This is a genomic window from Paraburkholderia bannensis, from assembly GCF_014200455.1.
Classification (GTDB): Bacteria; Pseudomonadota; Gammaproteobacteria; order Burkholderiales; family Burkholderiaceae; genus Paraburkholderia; species Paraburkholderia bannensis_A.
The window spans coordinates 131,580-153,927 of sequence record NZ_JACHBW010000014.1 but is presented as its reverse complement, the minus strand read 5'-3'; the positions used below and the strand labels follow the sequence as shown (position 1 = coordinate 153,927).

General features: G+C 60.2%; 14 protein-coding genes and 3 pseudogenes. 15 read left to right on the top strand and 2 right to left on the bottom strand.

The window, feature by feature from the left end:
• Positions 1 to 30: 30 nt before the first annotated feature.
• The 12 genes and pseudogenes from F4827_RS23290 to F4827_RS23235 form a co-directional block, all read left to right on the top strand.
• Complete coding sequence (locus F4827_RS23290) at positions 31 to 597, top strand: type 1 glutamine amidotransferase domain-containing protein (protein ID WP_183727412.1); 567 nt, start codon at positions 31 to 33, stop codon at positions 595 to 597.
• Between the two features lie 127 nt (positions 598 to 724).
• Positions 725 to 1,027, top strand: a complete 303-nt coding sequence (locus F4827_RS23285; protein WP_183727414.1) for a putative quinol monooxygenase — start codon at positions 725 to 727, stop codon at positions 1,025 to 1,027.
• Between the two features lie 42 nt (positions 1,028 to 1,069).
• On the top strand, positions 1,070 to 3,712 hold the full coding sequence (locus F4827_RS23280; RefSeq protein WP_183727416.1) for an excinuclease ABC subunit UvrA: 2,643 nt from the start codon (positions 1,070 to 1,072) through the stop codon (positions 3,710 to 3,712).
• 311 nt (positions 3,713 to 4,023) lie between these two features.
• A complete protein-coding gene (locus F4827_RS23275) occupies positions 4,024 to 6,534 on the top strand; it encodes a type VI secretion system Vgr family protein (RefSeq protein WP_183727418.1) in 2,511 nt (836 codons plus the stop codon).
• A gap of 40 nt (positions 6,535 to 6,574) precedes the next feature.
• Entirely contained in the window at positions 6,575 to 9,427 is a 2,853-nt protein-coding gene (locus tag F4827_RS23270; RefSeq protein ID WP_260175379.1) for a cell wall hydrolase, read from the top strand.
• A gap of 55 nt (positions 9,428 to 9,482) precedes the next feature.
• Entirely contained in the window at positions 9,483 to 9,827 is a 345-nt protein-coding gene (locus F4827_RS23265; RefSeq protein ID WP_183727420.1) for a hypothetical protein, read from the top strand.
• Positions 9,828 to 9,845: 18 nt separating this feature from the next.
• Positions 9,846 to 10,097: a PAAR domain-containing protein gene (locus F4827_RS23260; protein ID WP_183727422.1), complete on the top strand. Its 252-nt coding sequence runs from the start codon at positions 9,846 to 9,848 to the stop codon at positions 10,095 to 10,097.
• A 221-nt stretch (positions 10,098 to 10,318) separates the two neighbouring features.
• A pseudogene (locus tag F4827_RS23255) lies at positions 10,319 to 10,558 on the top strand (IS5/IS1182 family transposase); the annotation flags it as partial.
• Positions 10,559 to 10,826: 268 nt separating this feature from the next.
• A complete protein-coding gene (locus tag F4827_RS23250; RefSeq protein ID WP_260175380.1) occupies positions 10,827 to 12,359 on the top strand; it encodes a DUF2875 family protein in 1,533 nt (510 codons plus the stop codon).
• Positions 12,360 to 12,371: 12 nt separating this feature from the next.
• Positions 12,372 to 12,554 (top strand): annotated as a pseudogene (locus F4827_RS36015) (ATP-binding protein); the annotation flags it as partial.
• A 200-nt stretch (positions 12,555 to 12,754) separates the two neighbouring features.
• Entirely contained in the window at positions 12,755 to 13,372 is a 618-nt protein-coding gene (locus tag F4827_RS23240; protein WP_183727424.1) for a hypothetical protein, read from the top strand.
• Between the two features lie 479 nt (positions 13,373 to 13,851).
• Positions 13,852 to 13,959: pseudogene (locus F4827_RS23235) on the top strand (PAAR domain-containing protein); the annotation flags it as partial.
• 351 nt (positions 13,960 to 14,310) lie between these two features.
• Here the strand turns inward: F4827_RS23235 and ilvD are convergent.
• Positions 14,311 to 16,170, bottom strand: coding sequence for a dihydroxy-acid dehydratase (ilvD, locus tag F4827_RS23230; protein WP_183727428.1), 1,860 nt, complete (start codon positions 16,168 to 16,170; stop codon positions 14,311 to 14,313).
• 376 nt (positions 16,171 to 16,546) lie between these two features.
• A complete protein-coding gene (locus F4827_RS23225) occupies positions 16,547 to 17,632 on the bottom strand; it encodes a porin (protein ID WP_183727430.1) in 1,086 nt (361 codons plus the stop codon).
• A gap of 333 nt (positions 17,633 to 17,965) precedes the next feature.
• Between F4827_RS23225 and F4827_RS23220 the strand changes: the two genes are divergently transcribed.
• The 3 genes from F4827_RS23220 (at position 17,966) to F4827_RS23210 (ending at position 22,339) form a co-directional block, all read left to right on the top strand.
• The gene (locus tag F4827_RS23220; RefSeq protein WP_183727432.1) at positions 17,966 to 19,207 is read left to right on the top strand and encodes an AAA family ATPase; all 1,242 of its coding nucleotides are present in this window, start codon (positions 17,966 to 17,968) and stop codon (positions 19,205 to 19,207) included.
• Positions 19,208 to 19,219: 12 nt separating this feature from the next.
• Positions 19,220 to 21,013 carry a cobaltochelatase CobT-related protein gene (locus F4827_RS23215; protein ID WP_183727434.1) on the top strand — a complete coding sequence of 598 codons (1,794 nt, stop codon included), beginning with the start codon at positions 19,220 to 19,222 and terminating at the stop codon, positions 21,011 to 21,013.
• A 138-nt stretch (positions 21,014 to 21,151) separates the two neighbouring features.
• Positions 21,152 to 22,339 (top strand): J domain-containing protein, encoded by a 1,188-nt coding sequence (locus F4827_RS23210; RefSeq protein ID WP_183727436.1) that lies wholly within the window; start codon positions 21,152 to 21,154, stop codon positions 22,337 to 22,339.
• The last annotated feature ends 9 nt before the right edge of the window (positions 22,340 to 22,348 follow it).

Sequence of the window (22,348 nt, the reverse complement as noted above, 5' to 3'; positions counted from 1 at the left end):
CAGGCGAAAGCTCATCGTAGGAGTCAAGACATGACGAATGAAACTCTCAAAGGACTGAAGATCGCAATTCTGGTTGAGGAAGGATTTGAGCAAGTCGAAATGGTCGAGCCTCGTAAGGCGCTTGACGAAGCCGGCGCCGAGACGCGCATCGTCTCGCCCAGGAATAAGCACGTCCGCGCCTGGGACTTCACGAAATGGGGAGACGAGTTCCCGGTCGATGTCGCCCTCGACCACGCCAAGCCGCAAGACTTCGACGCGCTCCTCCTGCCAGGCGGCGTCTTGAATCCGGATGCGCTGCGCATGGAGCCGAAAGCGGTGGCTTTCGCAAAGGCGTTTTTCGATGACGGCAAGCCGGTGGCATCGATCTGCCACGGCCCGTGGACCATCATCGAGACGGGCGCGGCGCACGGCCGGCGCATGACCTCGTGGCCATCGCTCAAAACCGACCTTAAGAATGCGGGAGCGGAATGGGTGGATCAGGAGGTCGTCGTCGACCAAAACCTCGTCACGAGCCGCAACCCCGATGATATTCCCGCATTCAATCGGGAAACGATCAAGCTGTTCAGCACCGCGCGCGGGCGGCGGCATGTTGCATGATATCGTGGGGAGCGCAGGCGAAAACATGGAACGGCGCCGCTTCGGTTCCACCACGCATGATGCCGCGTTTTAGAGATCGTCGGGGATTCCCGTCGATGCCCGCAATAGCATCAACAAGGAGGCAGGCATGATCAAGACAGCGTTGTTCGTCAGGCTCGAAGCGAAGCCGGGCAAGGAGCAGGAAGTCGAAAGCTTCCTGATGGGCGGACTGCCGCTCGTCGAGCAGGAACCCGCGACGATCGCATGGTTCGGGCTGAAAATGGCGCCGTCGGTGTACGGCATCTTCGACGCGTTTCCCGACGACGCCGGCCGCCAGGCGCACCTCGCGGGCAAAGTAGCCGAGGCGCTGATGGCGAAGGCGCCCGATCTCTTCGCCAAACCGCCGGAAATCATGAGTATCGATGTACTAGCGGCCAAGCTTCCATCGTAGCCGCGCTGGCTTCGGGTGCGACACTTGCTGGCATCGCAACGCATGAACACGCTGCCCGTCGATAAAACTGCGCAAAGCCTGCGCGGCTTCGTGCGCGTACGAGGCGCGCGAGAACACAATCTCAAGAACGTCGACGTCGATATTCCGCGCGACGCGCTCGTCGTGTTTACCGGCGTGTCCGGCTCGGGAAAGTCGTCGCTCGCGTTCGGCACGCTCTATGCGGAGGCGCAGCGACGCTATTTCGAGTCGGTCGCGCCTTACGCGCGGCGGCTGATCGAACAGGTCGGGGTGCCCGAGGTCGATGCGATCGAAGGGCTGCCGCCTGCCGTCGCGCTTCAGCAGCAGCGCGGCACGCCGAGCACGCGCTCCTCGGTCGGCAGCGTGACGACGCTTTCCAGCCTCGTGCGCATGCTCTATTCGCGCACCGGCCACTATCCGCCGAAGCAGCCGATGCTCTACGCCGAGGACTTTTCGCCGAACACGGTTCAGGGCGCGTGCCCGACGTGCCACGGGCTTGGGCGCATCTACGAGGTCACCGAGAAGTCGATGGTGCCCGACGATTCACGGACCATCCGCGAGCGGGCGATCGCCGCCTGGCCGCCCGCGTGGCATGGTCAGAACCTGCGTGACATCCTGGTGACGCTCGGCTACGACGTCGACAAGCCTTGGCGCGACTTGCCTAAGAAGGATCGCGACTGGATTCTCTTCACCGACGAAACGCCGACGGTGCCGGTCTACGCCGGGCTGACACCCGCGCAAACGCGCGTCGCGCTCAAACGCAAGCTGGAACCGAGCTATCAGGGCACGTTCACCGGCGCGCGCCGCTACGTGCTGCACACGTTCGCGAACACGCAGAGTGCGCTGATGAAAAAGCGCGTGTCCCGATACATCGTCGGCAGTGTTTGCCCGACCTGCGACGGCAAGCGACTGAAGCGCGAGGCGCTGTCGGTGACGTTCGCGGGACTCGACATCGCCGGATTCTCGCAAATGCCGCTCGCGCGCGTCGCCGAGCTGCTCGCGCCGATCGCGCGCGGCGAAGTGCCCGCGCACGCCATCGCGAGCGATGACGCGATCCTCAGCCGCCACGCGATGCGCGAGGCGGCCGAGCGCCGCGTCGCCGAGGGCCGCTCGGCGCACAAGGCCTCGCCCGATGTGCGGCGTACGCCGAACATGTCCGACGAGAAGCGCATCGCGGCACAGCGCATCGCCGAGGAACTGCTCGAACGCCTCACGACGCTCACCGATCTCGGCCTTGGCTACCTCGCGCTCGATCGCGCGACGCCGACGCTCTCGTCGGGCGAACTCCAGCGCCTGCGACTCGCGACGCAACTGTCGTCACAGCTGTTCGGCGTCGTGTACGTGCTCGACGAGCCTTCCGCCGGCCTGCACCCAGCCGACGGCGAAGCGCTGTTCGCGGCGCTGGAACGCCTGAAGGCGGCGGGCAATTCGCTCTTCATCGTCGAACACGATCTCAACATGATGCGGCGCGCCGACTGGCTCGTCGACGTCGGGCCAGCCGCGGGCGAGCACGGCGGACACGTCGTCTATAGCGGACCGCCTCCGGGGCTTGCGAAGGTGGAGGCGTCGCAGACGCGCAAGCATCTCTTCGCCATGCACAAGCGCGAGACGCATGCGCCGCGCGAGCCTGCCGGCTGGCTGCGGCTCTCGAAGATCACGCGCAACAACCTGCACGAACTCGACGCCGCGTTTCCGCTCGGCTGCTTCACGACCGTGACGGGCGTCTCGGGATCGGGCAAGTCGAGCCTCGTGAGCCAGGCGCTGCCGGAACTCGTCGCGGGCCATCTCGGGCGCGCCATCGCGCCGGATGCCGACGACGAAGTCGACCCGCTCCTCGCCGGCGAGACGCAGCCGACAGGCGGCGACATCGTCGAAGGCATGACGTCGATCCGCCGGCTCGTGCAGGTCGATCAGAAGCCGATTGGCCGCACGCCGCGGTCGAACCTCGCGACCTACACCGGTCTTTTCGACCACGTGCGCAAGCTCTTCGCCGACACGCCTGCTGCACGCAAGCGCCGCTACGACGCGGGCCGCTTCTCGTTCAACGTCGCGAAGGGGCGCTGCCCGACCTGCGAGGGAGAAGGCTTTGTCAGCGTCGAACTGCTGTTCCTGCCGATGGTGTACGCGCCGTGCTCGACCTGCCACGGCACGCGCTACAACGCGCAGACGCTTGAAATCGAGTGGGGCGGCAGGAATATCGCGCAAGTGCTTGGGATGACAGTCGATACTGCCTGTGAATTCTTCGCCGCCGAACGGCCGGTGATGCGCGCGCTGAAGGTATTGCAGGACATCGGCCTCGGTTATCTGCGGCTCGGCCAGCCCGCGACGGAACTGTCCGGCGGCGAAGCGCAGCGCATCAAGCTCGCAACCGAGCTGCAGCGCGCGCAACGCGGCGACTCGCTCTATATCCTCGACGAGCCGACCACCGGCCTGCATCCCGCCGACGTCGACCGGCTGATGACGCAACTACAGGGACTGGTCGATGCGGGCAACACGGTGATCGTGGTGGAACACGACATGCGCGTCGCGGCGAACAGCGACTGGGTGATCGACATCGGCCCCGGCGCCGGTGATGAAGGCGGCAAGATGGTGGCCTGCGGCACACCGCACGTAGTCGCCAATGTCGCAGCGAGCCATACGGCGAAGTATTTGAAGGAGCACGTGTAAGGGCGATTTATAGCGAAGCGAGAGTCTGCAATGGAACGAATGCTCGCGTTGAAAGCGTTTTGAAAACACATTCCGCATTAAATCAGCTCGATCGCCAATAATATTTAGAAAAGCAATTCTCCCATGCTGCGCGCAAAGAATCGTTTTGATAATATTCGCGAATTAATGGGCCGGTATTCGTTTATGGATTGGCAAATTTACCGACAACGCTAATTTCCGGTCAGAATTACTCTATCACCGAGCAAAACACGTAGTCCACTTTTTCCATTAACAGGTGGCGACGTTGCATTTACGTCTGAACGGGGAACACCATGGCTTCTGAGATGCTGGACAACGCGCTGCGCACCGGATACGCGCAACTCGACCGTCTTGCAAAACTCGATACGCCTTTAGGCAAAGACTGGTTGATTCCGCTTTATATCAGGATCAACGCCAGACTCGGTCGCAATTTCGACGTGACGGTCGATGCTGCATCGACATTCGACGACCAGATCAAGCTCAGCGGCTTGATGCTGCAACCGGTCACGCTGTGGATCAGGCAGTCCGATGGCAATTACCTGCCAATCCACGGCTACGTGCAGCGCGCCCTGCGCCTTGGCAGCGACGGCGGGGTGACGTACTTTCAGCTCCATTTTTCATCGTGGTTGAGCTTTCTCAAACTCAGCAGCGATCGCCGCGACTGGCAGGAAGCAAGCGGTCGCGACATCCTGTCTGATGTGTTCGCGAAGCATCCCCAGGCAAATGGCAGCTTTACTTTTGACCTGCGCTCGCCGATCCGCTCATACTCAAACCGCGTGCAATGGGAAACTGACTGGAATTTCGTCCACCGCAGCATGGAAGAGGTGGGGGTGTTCCCGCGCTTCGACTTCGCGAGCGATGGCAAGTCGCACACGGTAGTGATCGCGGACGATCTTTACTTTGGGCCCCAGCTTCCGCAGAAGGAACTGAAATTCAGCCGCGCCGGCACCAACGAAGAGTTTGACGGGCTGACCCAACTAGGCGAGCAGCAGGAAGTGCAGAGCGCGACGCTCACACTGGCGAGCGTCGACTATAAGCGGCCGGATCTCCCCAAACAGATCAGTATGCCAGCCGCGGACACGGACGAACTGCCAGCACAGGGGGAGGATTACCTCTACGCCGGCTCGCAGAGCTGGGGCGGCTCGGACCAGGGCGAACTGCAGGCGAGAATCAGGACAGAAGAATGGGCCTCGCGCGCAAAACGCTACTTCGCGGTGGGTAGTCCGCGCTATGCGCTTCCGGGTTACTGGTTCACGTTAAGCGGCCATCCTGATTTCGACAGGTTGCCTGAGCAGGATCGCGAGCTGGCGATTATTGCCAGCGACTGGCTGATCCAGAACAACGTACCGGGCATGGAAACGCTCGCGCGCTTTCCCAAGAGCCTGCGCGCAGCCGTCGAGCAGGCGAAGACTGCCCGGGGCGGCACAGACGTGCGTCATGCGGACGGCAGCGTGGGCTTTATCCAGGTGGAAATCGAGGCACAGCGCCGCCTCGTGCCATTCCGCAGTCCCTTCGAGCACCGCAAGCCCGAAATGCACGTCCAGACCGGTATCGTGGCGACGGCAGAGAACGAAGAAATCACCACCGATGATGGCAATCGCGTCCGGGTATGGATGACCTATAGCCGCAAGGATCGCAACGAAAAGGCATCGGCCTGGATTCGCGCGGCCATGCCGGATGCGGGATCGAAGCGCGGCGGGTATTTCCCGCTACGCAAAGGTGACCAGGTACTCGTTGCGTTCGTGAACGGCGACTGCGATATGCCCGTGGTCATCTCGCGCCTGCATGGCGGCGAAACAATGCCGGTGTGGAACACGAACGGCGTGTTGTCCGGCTTCCGTTCGCGTGAATTTGGCGGCGACGGCTACAACCAGCTGGTGCTTGACGATTCGAGCGGCCAGAACCGCGTTCATCTTTACACGACGAGCTTTGCTTCGCACCTCCATCTGGGGTATCTGGTTGATCATACGGATAACACCCGCGGGTCGTTCCTCGGGCGGGGATTCGACCTGAAATCGGGCGCGTATGGCGCAGTGCGTGCAGAGCAGGGGTTGTATGTGTCGACGCAGCCGTCGAGCGCGCAGCCAATGAACGTCTCGGCGGCGACCGGGCAGCTCGCGGCTGCGGAGGCTTTGCTCGACACCGTATCGAAATCGAGCCAGACGAACCAGGCTGAAAGCCTGCAGGACGGCCATGATGCGCTGAAGACATTCACCGATGCGACCCAGCAATCGGTTGCAGGCACAACGTCCAATGGCGGTCGCACGGCAGGTGGCGGCACGGGCAACGCGAATGGCTTCGCGAAGCCGGTGATGCTGCTGTCAAGTCCCGATGGCATCGCCGCCTCGTCGCAGCAATCGGTGCATGTCACCGCGAACAAGCATGTCAATCTTGTTGCAGGCAACGACGTCAACATCGGTGCGGGCAAATCGCTGCTTGCGAGCGTGATGGACAAGATCAGCCTGTTCGCGCAAAACCTTGGAATCAAGGTGTTTGCTGCGAAAGGGCCGGTGAGCATTCAGGCGCAAGGCGGCCCGATCACGATGGCGGGTCTCGACGATGTGACGGTCGAAAGTTCGAATGGCCGCGTCGTCATCACGGCGGCGAAGGAAATCTGGCTCGGTGCGGGCGGGTCGTATATCAGCATCAAGTCGGGGGTGATTGAGAACGTGACGACGGGGCAGATTCTGGAGAAGTGCGCGGACTGGGAGAAGCCGGGGGGAGGGAGTGGAACCGTTCACAACCCGTTACAGGCGAGTCCCGTTTCGACGGATGGCGGACGAGGTTCGCTTTTTTCTGGCTGAACAAAGACGCTATAACTTTCTTTGCGGTTACGGCAAACACATGAGCTCCAATTTGCACCCTCACGCGCATCCAGCGCATCCGACGCAATCAGCGCACCATCCCGCGGCTGCTCCCGCTGCGCCGATCTATACCCGGTTGAACTGGTCATTTCCGTTCGCGCCAGTTGGCAAGGATGACGCGACTGATCCAATGACTTATATGAAAGCGCTGGCCAAAGCGGAGGACGGTTTCTTTCCGATCGGTACGAGTGGAATGTGGCACGGCGGGATCCATTTCGACCAAGGAACCGCCGCTATGCTCAAACAGGACGGCGGAGTGAAGGCGATCGCTGATGGCGAGGTCGTCGCCTATCGCATGGATAGCAAATATCCTGAGCAGGTCTATGACGACGGCCGGCATGCGCTCTATTCGACCAGTTTTGTACTCATCCGGCACCAACTTCAGTTGCCGCCGACGCCGCCCAAACAGAATGCAGCCACGACACAAACGCCGTCCGCGCAAGCCAATGCCGCTTATCCCGCGGCAACTCCCCAGCAGTCAGCATCTTCCACTACTGAACCAGGTGCTCCAAGCGCACCTAAGCCCAATCCGGACGAGACGCTGACGTTCTTCAGCCTATATATGCATTTGATGGATTGGGATAGCTATCAAGCGCAACAGAAACAGACGTCAGGCACGTCGACGCCCAGTATCACGCCGATGGCTTACTGGGAGGGGGACAAGTACTATCGCGTGGGCGACAAGTCAACGGACCAGCAGGAGGTACCGAAGCCAAAGGCACCCGAGTCATCACCAGCAGGCAGCACAAGCAACGACGTGCTTGGCGATTTTATCAACGCAGGTTTTGTGCTCCCGCAACAAACGGTAGGGGAAAAAACGACCGACAATACGCCCACGCCTGTGGCGATTAAAGGTATCCGAATTCGTGACTTGCCCAACGGTAAAGTCATCGGGCTGCTTCCCAAGGGGACTGAGCTGACAATTTCCGATACCGACCCGCAGCACCCGGGCTGGGGGAAGATCAAGTCGATTAAAAGTGGCGAAGCGGTTGCGGCGGTCGTCGGTAAAGCGGTGTCGGAGCATGCGCAATGGAGTTGGGTCTATGTGAACGAACTTGACGTGGTGATGGACCCGAGGCCGCTCGACGCTGTGGTGGTTTTGAAGCAGCCATATAAAGTCAAGGCAGGGGAAGTAGTCGGGCAATTAGGACACTATTTGCGATACACGGATGCGAAGCTGCTTAAGGCGCAAGCGACGCGACAGCTCTTACATCTTGAGGTTTTCGCCGGGTCGGAATTGAAACCGTTTATAGTGAAGAGTCAGGCGCGCGCGAAAGAACTTACGCCAACAAAGAGTTTTCTTGAGATCTCAGCAGGGGCGTTGTTCGTTACGGAAATCTCCGATCCTGATAAATCGCTTTCGCATAGCCAAGGTGGGTTGACGTTGGTACCGGTAAGCACCTCGACGAAGTCCAGATGGATAAAGGTCCAGCCGAAGACGATGCCTGCGGCACCAACGGGAACGAATCACCCCCATTCGGGACAGGCGCATGCTCATCCACATGCACACCATCCTGCAACACTAACGAACTTTGGCTCCCCTGTCTGGGTGGATGCCAAGATCGCGAACACGACGACGACGGATGTCGTAAAGGCTTGGTCCAGCTTTCCGTTAAGCCTATCCAAGGCCAAGGGCCCGGGAGCAGACTTTCGGGATGTCTTCCGACGCACGGATCTCAATCAGGCGGCGACGGAGGACATTGCTATAGACGACAAGGGCTGCCATTGGTGGAATATCGCGGTTGGGTCCAAGGACGGAACAGTCCGGCGAGGTTGGGTATGTGAAGAAGGTCATCCATTGACACGGTGGTGCAGTCCGTGGGAATGGCCAGGCTTTGATCTTGTCGACAACAGCGGCATCAAGCCAGTAGACATGATCAAACGTTACATCTATGCAACCGATCAGTTTTTGCCGGGCGAAGAAAAGTCGGAATTCGAGCCCAGCGCGCTCAAGGTCAATGCCGGCGACATGATTGTCAAGCTGGAGAAGGCAATTGATGCAAACCATGACGGGAAAGTGACTGCTCATGAGATTCAACATGCGCAAGAAATACCTTGGGTCGCTGAGGCACTCACGCATCTGGTCGTGCGTTACGAAAGCGAATGGGGAGGTGGCTTAGGCAAGTGGCAGGACCTGTCACCGTTAATGAAGAATTTGTTGTGGCTGTGGCAGGCAGAGATAGAGCGTATTGGAAAGCTGCAATGGTGGGAACAGATTTCTAATGTCGACGGCTTCCCGAAGACTACGACAGTATGGCATTTCCATCCCATTGGACTTGTTGCCAACTTTATCAACTCCGCGGGCGGTGATCAGATTTTGACGTTGACCGCAAAAGACGTACTTGATTTGAAGAAAACGCTTCAAACTGAATGGGTTCAGTTCGCGGGCGACATGCAAGCGAAAGGAATCGTCGATACGATCTTGAATCGTGTAGCCTCCGGTCGATTTGTACCTGGTAGCCAATTCGGGAGCACTGTGTCGGCGGTTGTTAACCAATACAATCAGTTCTCGGACATTAACGGACCGATTGCGAGAAACCAACACCACCGGTCGTCAGTGGAGCAGATTCCCGTGAGTCTTGTGAGCCAGAGGGTCAATGATCTGATGGATTCCTATCTGCGTGACCGTGCAAATGGGGAGCCATCCTGCGTCGGAACCAATCTGAACTATGCAAATCCGAACTATTCCGACGCAGTCAATTTGGCTTGGATCAACGCGCTCTCTGGACCGCGCTATGGCGTTGGAACAGCGATGCATTATCATGGGACGACCCCTGGGCTAGAACCCTATCGCCCGCAGCCTTTTTCTATCGCTCTGATTGATGGGGAGTAAAGCGATGTTGAATGAGGTCGCATTTGATGGGTAGGCGAATACAAGGATTGACACAATGAAAAAAATTTCAACAACTATTTTTTTCTTATTTTCATTGCTTTTTGCCGAGTCAGCGCTGGCTGACGCTGGCTCCGCAAACAAGCCGACGCTGGGTCGTTCGTATGTTTGCAATTTCGGATTGTACGGCGTCGTAACGATTGACACCCGAGATCCTGGAGCATCAATTACCATCCATGGGGTTCGTCATGCCGCCAGTGATGGCAGTTACTTCTATCAGACGAAGGATGGGGACATTGCTATTGCGTTCAATCCCCAAATGACGGTTTGGACATATTTAAGTGCAGACCATCCTGAGGGAATCGCCGATGCGCATTGTAAGGTTCACGTCAACAGGAAATGAGCGCATAGAGACAACTGTATGATCAACCTGATTCGGATCGGTGACTCCACGGATCATCAAGGCAAGGTAGAAACTGGCTCTACCAGCATGCGGTTTGAGGGGCGTTACGTTGCTCGAAAAGGCGACCGTGTGTCATGCCCTCAGCATACAGATGTGAGACCAAACGTTATCGAGGAAGGCGATGAATCGATGAAAGACGGGGGCATTCCGATTGCACGACATGGGCATCGTGCAACGTGCGGTTGCCATCTCATCTCAAGCCTGGTCTAACGCCAAGACGAGAGAGTCGTCGGTTGAAGGGGGCCGTGAGCGTCGCCAGTTTGGCTCGTCCAAGACTCCCATGCCTTCGTGTTGGGGTCCTGCATAAAATTAAATCAACCACCAGGCAACTCGGTCGTTTAGCAGGCTGTTGAAATACCTCCCGCATACGTCATCCGGGCGGGAGGAGTAAACGTGGAAGCAAGGAATCGGACCACACTGAGACTGAAGCGATTCGCGGAGCGGACGGCTATACCAAGTCGATGTTCACGATGTGCAGGCTAGATGACTTTGTTCCGGCCAATGACCCGTTGCGGCCGATTCGGCTGTGGTTGAACGATGCGCTCATTCGCATGGATGCGGTCTTTTCGCGTATGTACGAGAGCGACGCAAGGGGGGGGCGCCCGAGCATCGCGCCGGAGAAGCTGATTCGGGCACTCCTGCTGGAAGTGCTGTACTTGATTCGCAGCGATGGGCAACGGAGCGTATGACGCATTCGACGATACGACCAAACAGTATGTGAGTGCGACGAACGACTATAACCAGAAAGACAAATTTCCCGACGAGAGTCTCGTACCTAAAGACCCCAAGACAGTGAAACGACTGGTGGACGAACACATCGTCGATAGAAACAAGCCGCTCACCGAATCGCTCGCAAAGAATCCGATGAACTCAGTCCCGCTCCCGTGATTGCGATATGGCTAGACACTGACACGCCCCTCGGGCACCCGAATGCTTGTGATGGTTTCACAGAACATTTTTGTCTTGGATAGCCTCTCGATGCCACAACGCCTAATCCTGTTTTTCGCCCCAGTCGTGCTCCTCGCCGCGGGCGCATTCGCCTTTACCGGCTTCGCGCGTACGGCCAACGCTGGGGAAAAAGGAACAGCCGGTGGCGCGCTGGTTGCCGCGCCTGCTGTTCCCGCCGTAGCCGCTTCGACGGCAGGTGGCCCGCAATTTGCCCTTGAAGTTCGAAGGATCGGGGTAACGGTAGACCGCTTTCGCCAGCGTGCCTTGCTCATGCGTATTGACGAAGCCGGGCCGAAGGGCACAGTGTTGCTGAGCGACCCCAAGGACTATGAGTGGTCCTACGGCACGCGCTGGGAACAGTTTGGCCGCCGCTCGAATAATGTCGTGAGCTATACGATCCTTGACTGGGTTGAATACTGGCCAATACCGACTGTGCTCGTTGGGCCGCCTACTGATCCGTCACAAAAGTCCGCGACGCAGCTGGGGGCGTTCCTTGGAGACGCGGACAACGGATCCGGAACTGGCAACAGCTTTTACATTCGCGTGAATGACATCAACACGGCAGATGGGTCTGAGGTAGTGGGAAAGCTGTTCAAGCTTTTCGACGATCACCCTGATCTTCCTGCGGTGTTCGTTCTGGCTCAGGATGGTGCAATCACGCGAGGCTTTTCCGCGACGCCGGGCTCCCGGATTCCGGAGTTCAATAAAGACGGGAATTTTGTTCCCACGCAGCCTGACGCAGTGGTGGGGCTGCTAGTCACCCGGACGGATCGTGTCGACCATTTGATTCGGCCGTATGCGACGGAAACCGAGGGCATCCTTGATAAGACCAAAACACAGTATGACGTCGTAAAGCTCTCGAATTACTACTGGAAAGAGCAGCGCGCCTATCCCAAACCGGGCGACGGCGTCAGTGATCCGACGAACGACTACTGGCAGGCAAAGTTGCCGGAGTTCTACAAGACCGAGAATCTGAAATTCCCGGCTGGGTTCAAACCCAATCCGTGGGTGCCCGTTCCCTGGACCTCGTGGCAACTCGCCAAGTACGATCAGTGGCCGGTGCTCGCGAACCTGCATCGTCCGGTAAGAGTGGATCTCACGAACGGTCACGGTGAGCCGGCGAAAAAAGCCGACAAGATCGAGAAACTGCGTGCCGGCTGGGAGGAAGCGCTCTCGACGTTACCTCAGGGTGTGCAGCCGGAGCGCATGTTCTACGACACCGGAGCGTCGACAGCGAATCTTGCACTGCTGGTCCAGTCACTGCATGACAACAAGCAGAAAATCGATCTGGACGATCCCGCTGACGCTTTCGACATGCAGCATCGCATCGGAGGCGACACGGGCGTCAGTTCGACCTTCGTGCAGATTGCGCTGGCGACGATGATGGGCTACGGCGACGGTAAATCGAACGCTCTGATCAACCTTCGGGATCCAGGGCATGCAACGATCACGATGGTGACGCCGCCGGCTGAGGCGGCGCGGAAAGCCAAGCCCCAGACGTTTAGCTGGAGTGTTCCGCAATAAGGGCTAGCAGACATGCCGGGAAAAAAGTACATCGTTGTCGGTGACAAACGCTACGAGCGTGGGGCCATCGTGCTGACGAGTAATCTGCCGTTCACGCAATGGGCCACGGCCTTCGCCGATGACCAGACGTTGACGGCACCGATGCTCGACCGACTGCTGCATCACGCGCATATCGTGCAGATTACCGGCGAGAGCTAAAGACTGAAGGACAAACGAAAAGCTGGACAGACCACGCGGGCAATTGCGAAAGCCGCCGCCGCGTGACACGGAACTGGGTGGGTCAGATTTACTTCGGCGTTTCGCCGAAAGATGGGTCAGGATTCAGTCGGCTTTGACAGATTCGTCTGGCCGCAAGCGGACGGTGGCTTCATTTGCCTGGATATCGATCGGAAAGAGTGAAGGCGCAACAGGAATTGCAAGATGAAAAAGACATTAATACACTGATCGTAGCCGTATCTTTTATTCCGCCAATTTCTGCTCATGCGGAGGCTTTGGTTAAATTATTCTCAACGCAAGGATCCGACGCTTCTTTAGTTGAATACGGCAATAGATATATTTTATATCTGTCGTGCGGTGCACAGCAGAATGGAGCATCCACATCAGCGGATTGCTTTATCAGGACTAGAGAGTTCGACCGCGACAGCGGGAAAATCAAGACGGATATTGCGCCTGTCCATAATTCCATCGCTGATCTCAAACCAACGGCGGTAAGCGGGCATCGAGTTTCTCTGCAGATGACTGACTCAGAATTATATGTGACAGAAGCCGATGTGCAAGGCATTTGCGCCGACGATATCGATTTAACCGGCACATATAAACTAGTTGCAAGCGGATCCGATTACCGGCAGAAGTTTGAGTATTATCTTGACGCGGCGCATCAGGAATCGGTCAATTTCTTGAAAACGGATCAACCGCAGAACGCCGTGAGCACTTTGGCGCCTTACGCAAACGCCTATCAAACGGCGTGGCTATCTGATCCAGCAATGAAGGGGGGTGGTCCCTGCTCTGAATGACTACGCGTACGCACTTCAATTGACAAAAAAAATGAGGCTGCGATTTCAGTTTTATCAACTGTCATCGCGGCTTCGCCGAATCGTGCCGTGGCGTGGTTGAATATTGCCGACTCATATTGGGATCTCGGAGTCAATGATAAGGCGCTGAAGGCGTATGGTCACTACAGGGAACTTATGATTCGGTCCAGCAATGCAGAAAAAATTCCGCAAAGAGTAAAGGATAGATTGGCGAATTGAACACAAGTAGCGGCTGAGAATGCATTAGCGTACTCGCTGCTGCTTCAAGACGGATCCCGCACTTACGTCGATGAGATCGCAACTTTAGACACTAGCTATTTCAGCGATTTCGGACTGATGGCTTTGAGAAGTTTCGTCGCAGATCATTCGGGAGACTTCCAGACACACTTCATATCGTGTTTGAGAGAAAAATGTTTTTCGTAGCAATTGTTATTAATTCTTTGAGTCGGAAGTGGATGATGAATTTAATTCGAATCGGCGATGAATCGATGAAAGACGAGGGGCTTCCGATCGCACGACATGGGCATCGTGCAACGTGCGGTTGCCATCTCATTTCAAGCCTCGTATAAGCGCGACTAAAAGCGGAAGGCAGCCAGCCACTCGATTTAATACGCCGCCACGAGCACGCTGACCACCACGGCCAGCGCTCCCGGCATCACGATTGGCAGAACGCGGACTTCCGCATCGGCGGGCACGACGCTCGACGGATCGATCGCGGTCACTTCGATTGCCTGGACCGACGCTGATAATGTTGCGTGCGCAACCGAATCCTTGAGCGCATCCAGTGCGATCAGAGATGTAGTGCAGCGCCGATGACTATGCGATTGGCGCAGCTGATTTAAAAAAAGCCGCTCCATGAGCGGCTTTTCCCAACCAACAATCACGCGAGCCGAAGAAAGCCCCGCGCAATCCCAACACCATCAATCGTCGAGCAGCGAAAGATCGCGCACAGCGCCCTTATCGGCCGACATCACCAGCTTCGCATATGCCTTGAGCGCTGCCGAAACCTTGCGCGGACGCGGCTGCACCGGCTTCCAGCCCCTCGCGTTCTGCTCTTCGCGGCGACGCGCCAGTTCTTCGTCCGACACCAGCACGTTGATCGAGCGGTTCGGAATGTCGATGCGGATCTTGTCGCCGTTGCGCACCAGACCGATTGCGCCGCCCGCCGCCGCTTCCGGCGAGCAGTGGCCAATCGACAGACCCGAGGTGCCGCCCGAGAAGCGACCATCGGTCAGCAGCGCGCATTCCTTGCCCAGCCCCTTCGACTTGATATAGCTCGTGGGGTAGAGCATTTCCTGCATGCCCGGGCCGCCCTTGGGGCCTTCGTAACGCACGATCACCACGTCGCCGGCCTTGACCTTGTCGGCGAGAATGTTCGCGACGGCTTCGTCCTGCGATTCGGTCACGTGCGCCGTGCCTTCGAACACATGGATGCTCTCATCGACGCCCGCTGTCTTCACCACGCAGCCGTCCAGCGCGATGTTGCCGGTCAGCACCGCCAGGCCGCCTTCCTTGGAGAACGCATGCTCGTACGAGCGGATGCAGCCTTCGGCGCGGTCGGTATCGAGGCTCGGCCAGCGCGTGTTCTGGCTGAACGCCGTTTGCGTGGGAATGCCTGCCGGCCCTGCCATGTAGAAGGTCTTGACCGCTTCGTCCTGCGTGAGCGTGATGTCCCACTGCTCCAGCGCGTCCTTGAGCGTCGGCGCGTGCACGGTGGGCGCGTCGGTGTGCAGCTTGCCGGCGCGCGCCAGCTCGCCCAGGATCGCCATGATGCCGCCGGCGCGGTGCACGTCTTCGATGTGGTACTTGTTGGTGTTGGGCGCGACCTTGCACAGCTGCGGCACGACGCGCGAGAGGCGGTCGATGTCGCGCATGGTGAATTCGATTTCGGCTTCCTGCGCAATCGCCAGCAAGTGAAGAATCGTGTTGGTCGAGCCGCCCATGGCGATGTCGAGCGTCATGGCGTTCTCGAACGCCTTGAAGCCCACCGAGCGCGGCAGCACGCGCTCGTTTTCGTTCTCGTAGTACTCGCGCGCGAGTTCGACGATGCGGCGGCCGGCGCGTTTGAAGAGCTGTTCACGGTCCGCGTGCGTGGCGACCACGGTGCCGTTGCCCGGCAGCGAGAGGCCCAGCGCTTCGGTCAGGCAGTTCATCGAGTTGGCCGTGAACATGCCCGAGCACGAGCCGCAGGTCGGGCAGGCCGAGCGTTCGACTTCGGCCACTTCCGCGTCCGAGTACTTGCTGTCGGCGGCAATCACCATCGCATCGATCAGATCGAGCTTCTTGACTTCGATCGCCTTGGTGACCGGGTTCGCCAGGCGCGTCTTGCCCGCTTCCATCGGGCCGCCCGACACGAAGATCACGGGGATGTTCAGGCGCATCGCGGCCATCAGCATGCCCGGGGTGATCTTGTCGCAGTTCGAGATGCAGACCATGGCGTCGGCGCAGTGCGCGTTGACCATGTATTCGACCGAATCGGCGATGATGTCGCGGCTAGGCAGCGAGTAGAGCATGCCGTCGTGGCCCATCGCGATGCCGTCATCGACAGCGATGGTGTTGAATTCCTTGGCGACGCCGCCCGCGGCTTCGATCTCGCGCGCGACGAGCTGGCCCAGGTCTTTCAGGTGCACGTGGCCGGGCACGAACTGGGTGAACGAGTTGACGACGGCGATGATCGGCTTCGAGAAGTCTTCGTCTTTCATGCCGGTGGCGCGCCAGAGGGAGCGCGCACCTGCCATGTTGCGGCCGGCGGTGGAGGTTTTGGAGCGGTATGCGGGCATCGTGGGAGCTAGTGAAAAATCGCTGGAAAATTAGCGGGCCACGGGAATAAAGGCCCCTCGAACGCCCGCGCAGCCAGGCCTTTTGAGCGGCGCTTCGGGCAAACTCTGTAATTATCCCATACGTGCCGCTGTGGCGTCCTGGTCCGCCAAATTTGGGGCCAGTGGGCGCTTTTTGGCCCGTTCTCCGCTGATTTCGCGTCTTTTAGGTGCGCCCGCAAGGGTTTTTCGCCTGCCCGACACACAAGCCGCGCCCAGCCCCTTGATAACGCGGACGAAACGCGGACGAAAAAAAACCGCACGCGGGCTACGCATGCGGTTTTCGACGATCCGTGGATCGTGTGCTGTGCCGGCCGATCCTGCCAGGCCGGCAGCGACATCAGAACAGGTTGCGCAGACCGATAGCGACGCCGGTCTGGTTGTTGCGGCCCGGATAGTCGATGGTATAAGCGCCGGTGCCGCGCGTGAAGTCGACCGTGCCGTAGACTTCGGTGCGCTTGGAGAGCGAGTATTCGGCAAGCAGCGTTGCCGAGTAGTTGATACCGTTGCCCAGCGAACCATTGCCCAACGACGCGTTGCGTGCGTGGCCGTAGTAGCCGGCCAGCGTGATCGCCAGCGGCGCGGTGGCCTGCCACGTGGTGCCCACGTAGAAGTTGTCGTCGATACGGTTCGGGCTCACAGCGCTCGTCGGCAGCGAACCGGTTTGCAGTTCGGCCTGGTCGACCGTGCCCGAGTTGTCCTGCGAGTGCAGCCAGCCTGCCAGCAGGCGAACCGCCGGCGTGACCGAGTAGACGAGGCCGACGTTGGCGAGGTTGAACTTCTTGCCGGCGACGTCGTTCTGCTGCCAGCCAACCAGCGCTGCAACCGGGCCGAACGTGTACGAAGCCGTCAGGCCGTACATGCTGTTTTCGCCGGTGCTGCCCGCCACGCCGCCGAAGCCATACATCGCTTCGACATGCAGGCCGCCGATCGTGTTCGTGTACTTGGCCGAGCTGTTCGTGAACAGGAACGGGCCGACCGGGTTGTACGCCCAGCTGTCCTGCCAGTAGTCGGCGACGGTCAGCGGATCGAACGTGTTGCCCATTTCCTCGAAGAACGGCGTTTGCTGGCGACCGAACGTCAGCGTGCCGTATTGCTGGCTCGAAAGACCCACGTAGGCGTTACGCTGGAACAGCGTGTTGGTGGTGTTCGAGAGCTTGCCGTTCCAGAGGTTGAACTGGTTTTCCAGCTTGAAGACTGCGGCGAGGCCACCGCCCAGATCTTCCGAGCCCTTCAGGCCCCAGCGGCTGGGGGTGATGGCGCCTTCGCGCATTTCGACGAGGCCGTCGTTGGCTGCGTTCGCATTGGTTTGATAGCGGATCGCCGTATCGACGAGGCCGTACAGCGTAACCGAGCTTTGCGCAAATGCGGACTGTGCCGAAAGGGCGAGCAGTGCTGCGCCGATTGCTGCGGTGGTCTTCTTCATGTCATCCCCGTTTTTAATTGATCCAGCGGAGCAGGGGTGCGGCGCTGGCATTAGTCTTCGAACCGGTATCGTGGACGGTGCCCCGTGCACGAAAGTGGCGATAATATTTCGAACCCTTAAAACTTCCGAAATAAAATTAATTCAGTGTCGCACTGGCACAACATGGACTGGCGCAGCGCGCAATTGCCCGCTATCCGGGCGTTCGCGAGGGTTGGGATGGCCGGCGCGGCGGCTCACTCGATAATCGCGAGCGCGTAATATGAATGGCTGAAAACGGGGTTTTCCCTAGTTCTTTTCTTTCACGCGCTTTCCGCCTCTAAAGATGATTTGCCGATGAATACCCGGGCTCTCGCAGTTCCAGACGACGGACCTGAAGGTCTTTATTCGCGCGGCGCGGGCGCGGCGCGCGAATGGTGGCGCGTATCGCTTTCCGAGCGCGCGCATATGTTCCGCATCGAGCATGGTCATGGCGAGGCGGGAGACAACGGAGTGGATATCGACACCGTGGTCGATCTCGACAATCTCGAAGCAAAGCTGCTCAAGTGGCGTCGCGAGGGCTTTGTTTCCGATGCGGATCGCGAGGACGAGGCGCTCGCGGTGGAAGCGGGCAGCCGCTTTGCGGTGGAGCTTCAGCGTGCCGTCGAGCTTGGGCGCAAGACGCGCGAAGCGGTCCGGCACGAGGGCGTGCGCATCGGCAACGTCGACATGCCGCGTGCTCATGAAGGCACGCCATCGGCGCTTGTGCCGCGCATCAACGACGCTTACCTCTTCACTGCGCGCAGCGAAGATATCGCGCTCGATATTGTCGAGAACCGTCGCGTGCTGCTGATCGGGCACACCGGCTCGGGCAAGACCAGTTTCATCGAGCAGGTGGCCGCGCGCACGGGACACGCAGTATTGCGTGCGAACATGAACGGGCAGACCACCATCGGCGATTTTGTGGGGTTCTGGACCGTGAAGGGCGGCGAGACCGTCTGGGTGGACGGCGTGCTGCCGGTGGCGATGCGCGAGGGCTGTTGGCTCATTATCGACGAACTCGATTTTGCCGAGCCTTCGATTCTGGCGGTGCTGACTGCCGTGCTGGAGCCGAATGGCAGGCTGCTGCTCAAGGAGCGCGGCAATGAAATCGTCGAGCCGCATGCGTCGTTTCGTTTGTTCGCCACGGCTAACGCGGCGGGTGCGATGAGCGCCTGGCGGCACCTGTATCAGGGGGCAAATCTGCTCAACGAAGCCTTTCTCGATCGCTGGCGCGTGTATCTGTTCGATTATCTTTCGAAAGAAGAGGAAGCCGAAGTATTGCGGCGCACCTTGCCGTTGCTCACGCCTGCGATTGCGCGCACGCTTGCCGCCGTTGCTGCCGATTGTCGCGCCGCATTCGCGCGCGAAGATCTCGCGAGCGCGTTTTCCACGCGCCGTTTGATCGACTGGGCGGAACTGATGCTGCGCACGGGCGACGTCGAGCGCGCCGCAGGGCCTGCAATCTACGCGAAGGTGAGTGCGGAGGATGCCGCGCTGATACGCAGCATCATTCGCCATCACGTGATTTTCGATGCCGGTTCCGGCGCGGCTACGTGATGTAACGAGCTTATGGACAGCACCCGGATCGACGATCTTGAAGTGCGTTTGAGCAAGCTCGCGCGCGTGCTGACCGGCGAGCCGCGCCTGAGCGTTTCGATTGGCGCGGGCGGTCCGCGTGTGGAGCATGAGCGCTTTGTGCTGCCGTCGCGCGTTCTGAAAATAACAAAGGATGGCGAATCAATTGAGGATGTCGAGGGCGAGGAGGCCTTGCTTACCGGCTACCTGGATCTTCTCGCCGCGCGCTGGCGGAACAGCGCAACGCATCGGCTGGATACGGCACAGGCGGGCGTGACGGGGCGCATCGCGCAGGTGATAGAAGACCGGCGGGTCTGGAGGCGTCTCGTGGCGGATTTGCCGGGCGCGAAGCGTTATATGACTTGCTGGCGGGCGCAACTCGCGCATGACGCGGCGCGCCGATGGCAGACGCTCACCTGGCCCGAGCGTCTGGTGTGGGCCTTCGAGCGTACGCTATGGGGCGAACCGCCCGACGTCAACGAGCGCGGTGCGAGCTCGCTGGCGGCCGCGCTGCGGGTGCTCGACGTCGATCAAGGTCCGCTTGCGGCGGCGCGTGAGAGCGATTCGACTGGCGCGAGCATTCTGGCCGCGCGGGCCATCGTCGCCGGCGTGCGCTCGCTGGCCTCGGGCGGTGCGAACAACATGATGCAAACGGCGCGCCCAATCGAAGCGCTCGACGACGAAGCGTTCGCCCGCGAATTTGACGAATTCGGCGCACAAGATGACACGGAATTCGCGCTGACGCTGGACGGAGCGCCCGCTGCCCAAGCCACCCGCGAACCCGGTGCGCAGACGTTTGACGCGGCCGCCGATGCACAGACTTCCGCACCCGGCGCGGTGCTTTCCGAGGCCGATGCGGCTGCGCCGCGCGCGATGCGCCCCGAAAGCGCTTCTGCAAGGCCTCAGTGCTCGATTCCCCTCACCACCGCCTTCGATATCGTCACGGATCTCACCGGCAGCGGCGACGCCACGGCCTGGCGCAAGCTGCGCGCGCTCGCGCGCGCGGAGACTGGCACGCTCAAGACACATCTCGAACGCGTGCTCAAGGCGGACGAACTCGCGCACTGGAAGCGCGAGCAGGAGCGCGGCGAAATCGACCGCAGCGCGCTGGCGCGGCTGGCGGTTTCGCGTGGCTATCGCACGCCGTTTCGCGTGAGCACGCACGCCAGCGGGCGCGATGCTGCTGTCACGCTATTGCTCGATCTGAGCGGCTCGATGGCGGGCCGCAAAATCGAACTCGCGCGCCTGTGCGCGGCCGCGCTGACCGATGCGCTGATGCAGCTTGGTTTCGAGGCCGAAGTGCTCGGTTATAGCTCGGTGGAATCGCCGCCGATGCGCGAATATTACGAGCGCGCGCGCGCGGCAGGCATCGATCTGGGCGGCTATAACCGCTTTGTCGAAAGGCTCGATCTGCGCGTTTTCAAGCGTTTTGACGCACGCGATGCAAGCGGCCTGGCAGTGATCGAATGCGGTCATGAGAACCCCGACGGCGAAGCGCTCACATGGGCCGCCGCGCGGCTGTCGGCGCGCAAGGCGCGGCGGCGTCTGCTATTCGTGCTCTCGGACGGCTGCCCGTCCACCAGCGACGGCGATCCCGCCATCCTGCGCCACGACCTGCAGGCGCGCGTGGACGAGGTGAGCGCACAGGGCATCGAGCTCGTCGGAATCGGCATTCAGGACGATTCCGTCGAGGCGTTTTATCCGCATGCGGTGGTCGTGCGCAAGCTCCACGAATTACCGGCTGTTGCGTTCGCGACACTCAGCCGGATGCTCGCGCGGCGGCTTTGAAGGCATGCGCCTTGCGTGCAGCGCACGCGTGATATACCTTTGGGGACATCATCGTTGCGCTGCGGCTGCGCTCGCAGGTGTGCCGATTGCGGCGATTCGACTGAACAAAGCCATCAGAAACCATCCGACACCTCGGTCATGCCCGCTACCGACCCACGGACCCACGAAGACTACGACCGGCTTTATTACCGGCTCGATCTTGAGCCCGGCGCCAGCGCGGCCGACATCAAGCACAACTATCGACAGCTCGCGCAGATCCTCCATCCCGACAAATGGCGGCATCCTAGCGCCGCGTCGCTGCATTGGGCCGACGAGCAGTTCAAGCGCATCAAGGAAGCGCGCGAGGTGCTGGAAGCGTACTGGGCCATGCATCACCAGGCGCCCTCAAGCGGCACGGTGCCCGGCAATGCGCAACTTCTGCGCGTGCGCGAGCAGATGCGCGAACTGGAAGTGCGCCGCGAGCGCCTGCATGGAGAACTGGATGGCCTGCAGCGCGACAGACTGCGCGCGCTGGCCGAAATCGCCCGCATGCAGACCGAGCGTGAGCGCTTGATCGGCGAGATCGTGCGTCTGCGCGACGATGTGGCAAGCGAGCGAGCAGCCCATGCCGTCTGGCGCGACAACGAGCAGGCGGCCTCAGAGGCTGAAGATCAGGCTACCGCCGAGCACGCCGCCGAAGCTCTGGCCGATCACGATCTCGCGCCCACCGCCCGCCATCCCATCCGCAATTTCTTCTTTGCGCGCTTCGACGATCCATCGCGCGGCTGGCTCATGACGCTCAGCGCCGCGGTGGTGGTGCTGATCGTGCTGTTCGTGGCGGCGCATCGGCTCGTCTTCAGTGTGTTCGATGCGACGGGTTCCTGGCGCTGGCTTGGGGTCTTGCTGCAAGCGGTGCTGATTGCCACCGGGGCGATTCTTGCGGGCGGCTTCGCATGGTCGCAGCGCACCCTGCATCGCGCGGATCGCGCGGGCCGCATGCATGGTGTGCCGCTGCCCGCGCGCGAGACCTGGCAACGCGTCGGCGCGGCGCTGCGTGGTACGGGGCGTCATGGTGCAAGCTGGCAGATCGAGACAGGCGCGCTGTCGCCCGACGATTCCAGTTTCACGCTGCAGGCAGTGCTGCGCTTTTCGACCAGACAACATGGCGAAAGCGAGGCGCATCAGACCGTGACGTTCCGCTGCCGCGCGCATGCAGCCGGTGCGGGCACGACGCGCATTGCGTGGGACTTCGGCGTGCAGGCGCCGACGTGGTGGCTGGTGCCTGCTGCAGGCGTCGTGCGCGATCTGCGCAGACGTGTCGAAGCGGACATCGCGGGGCGCATTTGAGCGCCGCCG

Excerpts from the sequence above, each read along its gene's own strand:
- F4827_RS23290 (WP_183727412.1), top strand. The coding sequence starts at position 31 with ATGACGAATGAAACTCTCAAAGGACTGAAGATCGCAATTCTGGTTGAG.
- F4827_RS23285 (WP_183727414.1), top strand. The coding sequence starts at position 725 with ATGATCAAGACAGCGTTGTTCGTCAGGCTCGAAGCGAAGCCGGGCAAG.
- F4827_RS23280 (WP_183727416.1), top strand. The coding sequence starts at position 1,070 with ATGAACACGCTGCCCGTCGATAAAACTGCGCAAAGCCTGCGCGGCTTC.
- F4827_RS23275 (WP_183727418.1), top strand. The coding sequence starts at position 4,024 with ATGGCTTCTGAGATGCTGGACAACGCGCTGCGCACCGGATACGCGCAA.
- F4827_RS23270 (WP_260175379.1), top strand. The coding sequence starts at position 6,575 with ATGAGCTCCAATTTGCACCCTCACGCGCATCCAGCGCATCCGACGCAA.
- F4827_RS23265 (WP_183727420.1), top strand. The coding sequence starts at position 9,483 with ATGAAAAAAATTTCAACAACTATTTTTTTCTTATTTTCATTGCTTTTT.
- F4827_RS23260 (WP_183727422.1), top strand. The coding sequence starts at position 9,846 with ATGATCAACCTGATTCGGATCGGTGACTCCACGGATCATCAAGGCAAG.
- F4827_RS23250 (WP_260175380.1), top strand. The coding sequence starts at position 10,827 with ATGGTTTCACAGAACATTTTTGTCTTGGATAGCCTCTCGATGCCACAA.
- ilvD (WP_183727428.1), bottom strand. The coding sequence starts at position 16,170 with ATGCCCGCATACCGCTCCAAAACCTCCACCGCCGGCCGCAACATGGCA.
- F4827_RS23225 (WP_183727430.1), bottom strand. The coding sequence starts at position 17,632 with ATGAAGAAGACCACCGCAGCAATCGGCGCAGCACTGCTCGCCCTTTCG.
- F4827_RS23220 (WP_183727432.1), top strand. The coding sequence starts at position 17,966 with ATGAATACCCGGGCTCTCGCAGTTCCAGACGACGGACCTGAAGGTCTT.
- F4827_RS23215 (WP_183727434.1), top strand. The coding sequence starts at position 19,220 with ATGGACAGCACCCGGATCGACGATCTTGAAGTGCGTTTGAGCAAGCTC.
- F4827_RS23210 (WP_183727436.1), top strand. The coding sequence starts at position 21,152 with ATGCCCGCTACCGACCCACGGACCCACGAAGACTACGACCGGCTTTAT.